The organism is Caldimonas caldifontis, from assembly GCF_002930615.1.
Lineage (GTDB): Bacteria > Pseudomonadota > Gammaproteobacteria > Burkholderiales > Burkholderiaceae_C > Caldimonas > Caldimonas caldifontis.
Genome location: NZ_PSNX01000010.1, coordinates 241116 through 250619, shown reverse-complemented (window position 1 = coordinate 250619; position 9504 = coordinate 241116). Strand labels below are relative to the sequence as shown.

Below are 9504 nucleotides of genomic sequence, written 5' to 3'. Positions count from 1 at the left end.
GCCCAGCCTGTCCGTGATGGCCGGCAGCTACACCGACATCGCCGGCAACTCCGGCTCCGCCGCCTCCTTGACCCTGGCCGCCGACATCGCAGCGCCCGTGGTGGATCTGGATGCCTCCTCACCCGGCACGGGCTATGTCGTGACCTTCACCGAGAACGGCAGCCCCGTCTCCATCGGCGACATCGATCTGTCGATCACCGATGCCGATTCGACCACTCTGTCGGGCGCCACGATCACGCTGTCGAACCCGCAGGCAGATGATGTGCTTGCCGTCGGATCGATGCCTGCGGGCATCACGGCGACCGTCGTGGGCAACGTTGTCACGCTGAGCGGTACGGCCTCGCTGGCCGACTATGAAGCCGCCCTACGGTCCATCAGCTTCGAGAACACCAGTGAGGCCCCCGACACCACGCCGAGAACCATCTCAGTGAGTGTGGTCGATGCGAACGGCAACGCCTCGGCCCCCGCCGTCGCCACCGTGCAGGTTGTCTCGGTCGATGACGCCCCCGTCCACGCCCTGCCCGGGCCTGTCACCATGCTGGAGGATTCACAGATCTACCTGCTGCCGGGCACCTATGTCACCGACATCGACAGCGATCTCATCACCACCACCGTCAGTGTCCCGGTGGGCACCCTGGTGCTCGGCTCGACCGATGGTGTGACCGTCTCAGGCAACGGAACAGGCGTTGTCGTCCTGAGCGGGTCGCCCTCAGCAGTGAACGCCGCGCTGATCTGGACCACTTACACCCCGCCGCAGGACTACAACGGCGTTGTGGACATCACCGTCACCACCACCGACGGCACGAGCACGGTGACCGACAGCCTGAACGTCACCATCACGCCAGTCAACGACGCGCCGGTGGCAGTGGACGACACCTTCAGCACGGCCGAAGATACAGCCATCACCATCACGCCAGCCCAGTTGCTGGCCAATGACATCGACGTGGACGGCGATGCGCTGTCCGTGGCGACCATCCACAACATCACGAACGGTTCGATCTCGATCGTCGGCGGCAACATCGTGTTCACGCCGAACCCGAACTACCACGGCCCGGCCTCCTTCGACTACACCATCTCGGACGGCCGTGGCGGCTTCAGCACCGCCAGGGCGACGATCGACGTGCTTTCCGTCGATGATCTGCCCGAAACCGCCGATGTGAACGCCTCCGGCGCTGAGGACTCGGTGATTGCCATCGCCCTGTCGGGCAGCGATGTGGACAATGTCATCACCGGCTACGTGATCGGGACGCTGCCTGCCAACGGCGTTCTCTACCGGGATGCGGCGCTGACCCAGGTTGTCTCGGCAGGCGATGTGGTGAGCGAAACCACCTTGTACTTCCGACCGGCCGACAACTGGAACGGCAACACCAGCTTCCAGTACGCGGCGCAGAACGACGCCGGCATCTCCGATCCGACACCTGCCACGGTGGTGATCACCGTCACCCCGGTCAACGATGCCCCGGTGGCGGTGAATGACAGTTTCACCACCGCTGAGGACACGGCCATCACCATCACGCCGGCCCAGCTGCTCGCCAATGACATCGACGTGGACGGCGATGTGCTGTCCGTGGCGACCATCCACAACATCACGAACGGTTCGATCTCGATCGTCGGCGGCAACATCGTGTTCACGCCGAACCCGAACTACCACGGCCCGGCCTCCTTCGACTACACCATCTCGGACGGCCAAGGGGGCTTCAGCACGGCCACCGCCACCATCTCGGTGACGCCGGTCAACGATGCCCCGCAGGCGGTGGACGACGGCCCATCGATGCTGACGGGGCTTCGTGGAGAGTACTTCGCCTACGTCGAAGGCATGAGCGGGCCGAACCTCACGTCCGTGCAACAAGTGCGGGCCTTCGCTGATGCCAACACGGCCGACGCGGTGTTCAATGCCACCACACTGACCTACAACGAAATCAACGGAAACCTCGGCGCCGATGGCCGCCTGCAGGCTTTTCTGGGTTCGGATGCCGCTTCACTGAGTGTGGATCCACCGAACAGCAGTGACGCCATCCTGCGCTTCACAGGGACGCTCGACCTGGCCGCAGGAACCTACATCCTGCGCGTGCGGGCTGATGACGGCTACTCCATCATGATCGATGGCGTGGTCGTTGCCGAGGTCAATGCGAACCAGGCACCGACCACGACCACCCATGCGGCGTTCACGCTGCCCACCGGTGGGCCCCACAGCATCGACATCATCTACTGGGATCAGGGCGGCCAGGCCGTTTTCGGTGTGGAACTCAGTGCCGACAACGGCAGCACCTTCCAGCCCCTGGGGCAGTACACGCTGCGCCATCCGACCTACACCACCGCCGAGGACACGGCGCTGGTCATCTCCACGGCAACCCTTCTGGCCAACGACACGGATGTGGACGGCGATCCATTGAGCGTCGTCTCCGTGCAAGATGCCGTCAATGGCACGGTGACATACTCGGGCGGCCAGATCATCTTCACGCCGGCCCCTGATTACCACGGCCCAGCCTCCTTCACCTACACGGTCTCGGACGGGAACGGTGGAACGTCGACGGCTACCGTCAGCCTGAACATCCTCTCGGTCAACGACATGCCCACCACGGCGAACGTGACCGCCACGGGCGCCGAAGATTCCGTACTTGCCGTCACGCTCGCCGGCGCCGACATCGATGGGACCGTGACCGGCTTCGTCATCCAGAACCTGCCGGCCAATGGAACGCTTTACGCCGATGCGGCGCGGACCCAGGTCATCTCGGCCGGCAGCGTGGTTCCCGGCCCGGTGGTGTATTTCCAGCCCAGCGCCAACTGGAACGGCAGCACAACCTTCCAGTACGCCGCGCGCGACAACGAGGGCGGCACCGACAGCACACCGGCCACTGCCACTCTGACGGTCACTCCGGTGAACGATGCCCCGGTGAATGTGGTTCCAGGCCTCCAGACCTTCAATGAAGACACCTCTCGTGTGTTCTCAGTGGCGAACGGCAATGCCATCTCGGTGGCGGACATCGACAGCGCATCCCTGACCACCTCCCTGTCGGTCAGTCACGGCACGCTGACGCTCGCTACCACCAGCGGCCTCACCGTGAGTGGCAATGGAACGGGCACCGTCACCCTGTCAGGCTCGGCCGCCGCCATCAATGCAGCACTCAACGGAACCACCTACACGCCCGCGGCCAACGTGCATGGAGCCACAACCTTGACGGTGACCACCAGCGACGGTTCGCTGAGCACCACCAGCACGGTGCCCATGAACGTCGTCGCCGTTGCCGACACCCCGCTGCTGGGCGCTCAGGAGATCATCCAGGTTCTGAACCCCGGCAGCACCATGATCAGCACGGGCGCGGGCATGCCCAGCAACTTCACACGGGGCACCAATCACGGCGATGGCGTGTCCGCGGCCAACCTGGAAGCCGAGCTGGGTCTTGCCCCCGGCGCATTGAGCCAGTTCAACCCGCCGGGTTCGCACGCAGGCAATGTCACAGCCATTGATGGCAAGCTGACCACGGCGAACTACAGCCTCAGTGCCGGCACGACCGTCAACTTCAACTGGAGCTTTCTCAACGGCGAGGATCTGGATTCGGAGATCCGCGCCGGCTACAACGACCTCGTGATCCTCGTCGTCACGGATCCGGCGGGCAACCGCCAGGCCATCCAGGTCACATCCTCCGAGCAGGCGGGGGCCAGCACCGGCACGCTCAATGGCACCTATGCTTACACCGCGGCATCCGCAGGGTCCTACAAGTTCGACTGGGTGATCGTCAACGGTCGCGACGCAGGCAAGGACTCGCGCCTGCACCTGACCAGCACCAGCTTCTCCACGTCGGGCAGCGCCCATGGAGCGCCGGTGGCTCTCGCCTTGTTCGCCGCGCTGACGGACACAGACGGCTCGGAAAGCCTGTCGGTGACGGTCGCCGGCGTGCCCAGCGGCGCAAGGCTTTCGTCGGGAACCAACCTCGGCAGCGGGGTATGGAGCCTCAGCCCGGCGGACCTGCCCGGCCTGCAACTCTTGCCGGCTTCGGGCTATACCGGGACGATCAACCTGAACGTCACTGCAACGGCAACCGAAGCGTCCAACGGCAGTGTCGCCAGCACCTCGCGAAGCATTTCCATCACCATCGCCGAAACGGGCAACACGGTTCACTCGGGCTCGCAATCGGGCGACAGCGTCAGCGGCGCCAGTGGCAACAGCTCCGACCTCATCCACGGCTATGCCGGCAATGACACGATCAATGCCGGCAACGGCCATGATCTGGTTCATGGGGGCACTGGCAACGACACATTGAATGGTGAGGACGGCCATGACGTCCTCTATGGCGGCGCCGGCAACGACACGCTGAATGGTGGCGCGGGCAACGACATCCTCGTGGGAGGGACCGGCAATGACACCCTGACGGGTGGCACGGGCGCCGATGTCTTCCGCTGGCACTTCGGCGACGGTGGCGTTGTGGGAACGCCCGCGGTGGACACCATCACCGACTTCAACAACAGCACCGGTCCCCAGGGCGACGTGCTCGACCTGCGCGACCTGCTGGTCGGTGAATCGCACGGCAACCTGTCGAACTACCTGCACTTCTCCACATCGGGAAGCGGTGCGAGCACCACCACCACCATCTCGATCAGCACGACCGGGGGATTTGCTGGCGGGTTCTCCGCGAGCGCTGTCGACCAGGTGATTCAGCTGAACAATGTGGATCTGGTTCAGTCCTTCACCAGCGACCAGCAAATCATCCAGGACCTGCTGGCGCGAGGCAAGCTGCTCAGCGACTGACGCAGCGATGGGCGGCGTCGTCCGGTTCAGGCCACGGCCGGGCCGGTCGCGCCGTCGAACCCGCAAGCCCACAGCGCCGGCAGGTCTGCAGGGTCGGTGACGCCTTCGGCGTACACCTGCAGGCCCAGGCCATGGGCCAGTGTGGCCGTGCCACGCAGGAACTGCGCCACCGCAGGCTCGTGTGCCACCCCCCGCACGAAACGTGCATCGATCTTCACGAAATCCAGTCCCATTTCGTAGAGACGATCGACGCGAGCCAGCCTCTGGCCGGCATGCTCAAGACCCAGCCGCACGCCCGACCCCTTGAGCTGCTGCGAGAGATCTCGGACCAGGGCGGGGTGCTCGATCGCCGCAGACTCGGGCAGCTCCAGCCACAGTTGGGCCGCTGCGCCCCCTGCGTCGCGCAGCACGTCGCGCAACCTCGTGCCGAACCCGGTTGCCGCCAGCGAGTGAGTGGCCAGATTGACGGCCCGCGGCTGTGCGTCCATGCCGATGCACTTCAGGGCCTCGGTCACGGCCGCCAGATCCACCACATCAACGGCATGCGTGCGCAAAGCCAGCGGGAGCCAGACCGACGCAGGCTCATGGCCCCTCCCGGCGACCAGCTGGATGCGCAGCGGGCACTCCAGATGCACCAGATCGCCCGCCGCATTGCGCACCGGATAGTGCCCCAACGCGAAGCGACGCGCAGCCAAGGCCTCCGACAAGGAACGCTTCCAGGCAGCCTCTCCGCCAGGAAGAACCGCCGGGGTGTCGATGTCCATCACGAAAGAGGCAAAAGGCCCCAGGGCCTCCGCTCGCGCCAACGCCTCGTCTGCCCGCGCCAGGACGGTGGACAGCGGCTCGCCATGCCGATAGCCCGTGGCAGCCAGCACCACCGCCGCATGCCCTTTGCCCTGGGCTTCGCAGGCAGCCTTCAGCGCATCCCGCAACGTCTCCAGCTGCTGCGAGCACACCGGTTGTCCAGGCCAGATGGCCACAAAATCCGATCCATTGAGGCGGCCCAGGCTCGCCTCTGCCAGCCCTTCCGTATGCCCCTTGAGCGTTTGTGCGACCGCCGCGATCAGCTCATCCGTTTCGCGCCGACCGAGCCGGACATTCACCCCTGCCAGATCGCACAGACGCACGAGGATCACGCGCCCATGCGCAGCCGCATCGTCCCGTGAAAGCGCTTGCTCAAGCGCCGTCAGTGTCGGTTGCCGCAGCAGCACGCCCGTGAGCGGGTCCTGGCTGGCCTGCAGGCGCAAGGTCTCCACCTGCAAAGCCTGCTCCTCGAAGGCCAGCTTCACCCGCTGCACCATGGCGTTCATGGCCCGTGTCAACCGCTGCAACTCGGGTACCCGCGGCTCGTCCACCGTCAGATACTGCCCGTTCACCAGGGCCTGTGCCTGGCGTACGGTGGAACCGAGAGGCCGCCGGATGCCACCCACCATGAAATGCCCCATGAGGCCAGCCAGCAGGCCAACCACCGACAGCCAGATCCCCGCCTGCACCGTGGCCCGCCACAGGTCGCGGTAGGCATAGCCGGCATGACTGACGACCGTGACGGCGCCCAAGGCGCGCCAGCCATCGGACACCTGGGCCACACCCGGCACCGAGTCGAGCGGCACCATCTCCACGAACCAGCCAGGAGCATCCATCGGCACCCCACTCATGCGGCGTTCGATCGTCCGGCCATCGACACCCTGGAGGCTCACCCGCTCGTAAAAGCCCGTGTCGAACTGTGCCGCCACCAGCAACTCCATCAGTTCCCAGTCCCCCCCCTGCTGCGACAGGGTGAGTGCCAGTGCCGCCGCGTTGTCGCTGTTCTTCACTCGCAGCTGGGTCTGCACGTACTCCCGGGCCGACACGATGGTCACCGCAAAACTGCCTGCGAATGCCAGCACCACCGTGGTGAGCACTACCAGCCACATCTGCCGGATCAACGACATGCAACCCCTCCAATCAAATTCATGGTCATGGCAGGAATCCTTCCTGGCGGGCCTTGGTCAGGACATCGCGCCAGCGCGACAACCTTGCGGTCGGATCACCTGCCAGCGTCGTGCCCACACCCTGCCACAGGCCTTGCGTGTTGAAGCTGAAGACGGGCGTCAGGTCGGGACGCCTCGAAGCCGGGCGGATGTCATCGATGAGGTTGTCCAGGATGAGCGGCTCCGCCGAGGGCTCGGCATAGTAAGCCAGCACCATGTGGGCCTGGCTCACCCCGTTCACACCACCGATGCGCGCACGCACGTACACGAGCCGCATCCGCTCTGCCGGCACCCCGGCGCTGAGCAGGCTGAAGTACTTTGCCAGTGCGAAGTCTTCGCAGTCGCCCGCCCCCTTGTTCAGTGTTTCCAGCGGGCTGGCCCAATGGTCCACCACACCCCAGACGTCAACATCATCCTGGAACACCACACGACGGTTGAAGAACCCGTTCACTTCCGCGAGCAGGCGGCGCTCGTCCGTCAGGTCCAGGCTGCCGAGCAGCATCATGAGCGCCTGGCTGCCGGCGACGGCCTGAGCCCCCAAAGCCTGTGCGGCACGCGCCATGCGCTGGGCGTCGGGCGCCGATGTGGCCCATACCATGGCAGCGGCCAGCAGCACGGTGCATAGCGCCGAGACGATGCGACGCCGTGCCGCACGCCAGGCAACGGCATGCCAGCGCGGGACCGAGAGCCGTGCAGTGCAAGCAAACATGTGGCCGCAAGCCTAGCGCGAACCGAGCCCATCCAACACGGGAGATGCCGCACCGAGGCGAGGCAATTCGGTGAGCGGTGCCAAACCATGCCGTGACATGCACAAACTTCGTGACAGATTGCACGGATCCCCCTCAGGCAAGGGGGGAGCGATTCTCGCTGCCTCGCTAGACTGCCCCGGCCCATCATGAATGACGTCGCGATGATCCCCCGCCTGCGCCCTCTCTCCCTGTCCCTGCTCCTGACCTTCTCACTTGCCCAGGCCCAGACCCCAGCAGCCGGTGGGCTGCCAGCCCCATTGCAGGAGGTGGCCCGCCAGGCGCTGCAGAGCAACCCTGACGTGGCGGCTCGACTGAACGCCTACCGCGCTGCAGAGCACGACAGTGAAGCAGCTCGCGCTGCCTACCGCCCCCGGCTCGACCTGAGTGCCAATGCCGGGCGGGAGCGTGATCGTTTCGACAACCGCACCCCAGCCAACGACACGCTCGACCGCACCGGCGTCTCGCTGGGGCTTACCCAGGTGCTGTGGGACGGGCTCGCCGGCCGCAACGACCAGCGCCGGGCCGGTCACAGCCGCATGGTCCGGTATTTCGAGCTGGTCAGTGTCTCTGAGCAGGTGGCCCTCGAAGCCCTGCGGGCTTACTACGATGTGGCGCGCTTTCAGGAGCTGGTCCGTCTCGCCGAGGACAACTACGTCCAGCACAAGGCCTCGTTCGACCAGATCCAGCAGCGCTTCAAGGCGGGCATCGGGCGAGGCGTGGACCTGGAACAGGCCGGCGCCCGTCTGGCGCTTGCCGATGCGAACCTGAACACGGAAATCGCCAACCTGCACGACGTCACGGCCCGCTACCAGCGCATTGTCGGGTCATTGCCTCAACGCTCCTTGGCAGCCATCGAACTCAGCAGCCTGCCTGCCCCGGCGTCAAACCAGGCGGTGCTGCAGGCCGCCCTCTCACGCAGCGCTGCGGTTTCCGCAGCGGTCGAGAACCTGCGTGCTGCACGCTCGCAGGCCTCCATCCGCGAAGCCGCCTACCAGCCGCGAGTGGAGGCCCGCGTGCGCACCGGTGCAGGCCACAACTACGAAGGCCTGGCCGGCCAGAAGCGCGACACCGTGGGTGAAATCGTGCTCAACTGGAACCTCTATAACGGTGGTGCCGATCAAGCCCGGGTCCGTCAGGCTGCAAGCCTGATGAATCAGGCCGCCGACGAGCGGGATGCGACCTGCCGCGATGTGATCCAGACCGCCAGCATCGCCTACAACGACACCCGCAAGCTTGTCGATCAGCTCCAGTACCTGGAGGCCAATCAGATCGCCATCGAGAAGGCACGCAATGCCTACCGCCGGCAGTTCGACATCGGGCAGCGCAGCCTGCTGGACCTGCTGAATGCCGAGAACGAGCTGTACACGGCCCGACGCGCCTATGCAAACGCGCGCCATGATCTCGACATTGCCCGGCTGCGCACACAAGCCGCCATGGGTGAGTTGCTCCCTTCACTGGGCCTGAGTCGCCCACTGGAAGACGCCGCGCCGGATGCCGGCTGGAGTGCCGGCGATGACGGCGCACAGCGCTGCCCCGTCAGCGCCCCTGTGGTAGAGACCACGCCACGCACCGAACTCGACGAACGCGCCCGCAGGCTCCTCGCCCCCACTCCCGCTGGGGCCGCCCCCGAGCCTTCGGCAACGCCATCGACCTCATCGGCCCCTCCCGCCGCCCCGGCCGACAGCGGAAGTGCCGTTGGCAGCGTGCTCCAGCAGCTGGATGGCTGGGCGGCCGCCTGGCGGGCCAAGGATCTGCCCCGCTACATGGGCTTCTACTCAGCGCGTTTCGAGCCCGTGACGATGAGCTATGACGAATGGCTGGCCCAACGACGCACGCGAGTCACCAAGCCCGGCCCGATCGGACTCACACTGGACAGCATTCGCACCCGCACCCTGGCACCGGACACCATCGAAACGGCCTTCGACCAGACCTACACATCGCTCGACTACAGCGACAAGATGCACAAGGTCCTGACCTGGCGCCAGGAAAGCAGCCAGTGGCTCATTCAGCGTGAAACGAACCGCTGAGCCCCTGTCGA

General features: G+C 65.7%; 4 protein-coding genes. 2 read left to right on the top strand and 2 right to left on the bottom strand.

Features of this window, described 5'->3' with window-relative positions; genetic code table 11:
• Positions 1–16 precede the first annotated feature (16 nt).
• Positions 17–4747, top strand: coding sequence for a tandem-95 repeat protein (locus C1704_RS17905; RefSeq protein WP_104302990.1), 4731 nt, complete (start codon positions 17–19; stop codon positions 4745–4747).
• Positions 4748–4773: 26 nt separating this feature from the next.
• On the opposite strand, the gene C1704_RS12215 is transcribed toward C1704_RS17905, so the two are convergent.
• Positions 4774–6678, bottom strand: a complete 1905-nt coding sequence (locus tag C1704_RS12215; RefSeq protein ID WP_104302989.1) for a bifunctional diguanylate cyclase/phosphodiesterase — start codon at positions 6676–6678, stop codon at positions 4774–4776.
• 25 nt (positions 6679–6703) lie between these two features.
• Positions 6704–7426 carry a transglutaminase-like cysteine peptidase gene (locus C1704_RS12210; protein ID WP_245876469.1) on the bottom strand — a complete coding sequence of 241 codons (723 nt, stop codon included), beginning with the start codon at positions 7424–7426 and terminating at the stop codon, positions 6704–6706.
• Between the two features lie 186 nt (positions 7427–7612).
• Between C1704_RS12210 and C1704_RS12205 the strand changes: the two genes are divergently transcribed.
• On the top strand, positions 7613–9493 hold the full coding sequence (locus C1704_RS12205) for a TolC family outer membrane protein (RefSeq protein WP_245876468.1): 1881 nt from the start codon (positions 7613–7615) through the stop codon (positions 9491–9493).
• Positions 9494–9504: the final 11 nt, after the last annotated feature.

Coding starts and splice junctions, on each gene's coding strand:
- C1704_RS17905 (WP_104302990.1), top strand. CDS start 17: ATGGCCGGCAGCTACACCGACATCGCCGGCAACTCCGGCTCCGCCGCC.
- C1704_RS12215 (WP_104302989.1), bottom strand. CDS start 6,678: ATGTCGTTGATCCGGCAGATGTGGCTGGTAGTGCTCACCACGGTGGTG.
- C1704_RS12210 (WP_245876469.1), bottom strand. CDS start 7,426: ATGTTTGCTTGCACTGCACGGCTCTCGGTCCCGCGCTGGCATGCCGTT.
- C1704_RS12205 (WP_245876468.1), top strand. CDS start 7,613: ATGAATGACGTCGCGATGATCCCCCGCCTGCGCCCTCTCTCCCTGTCC.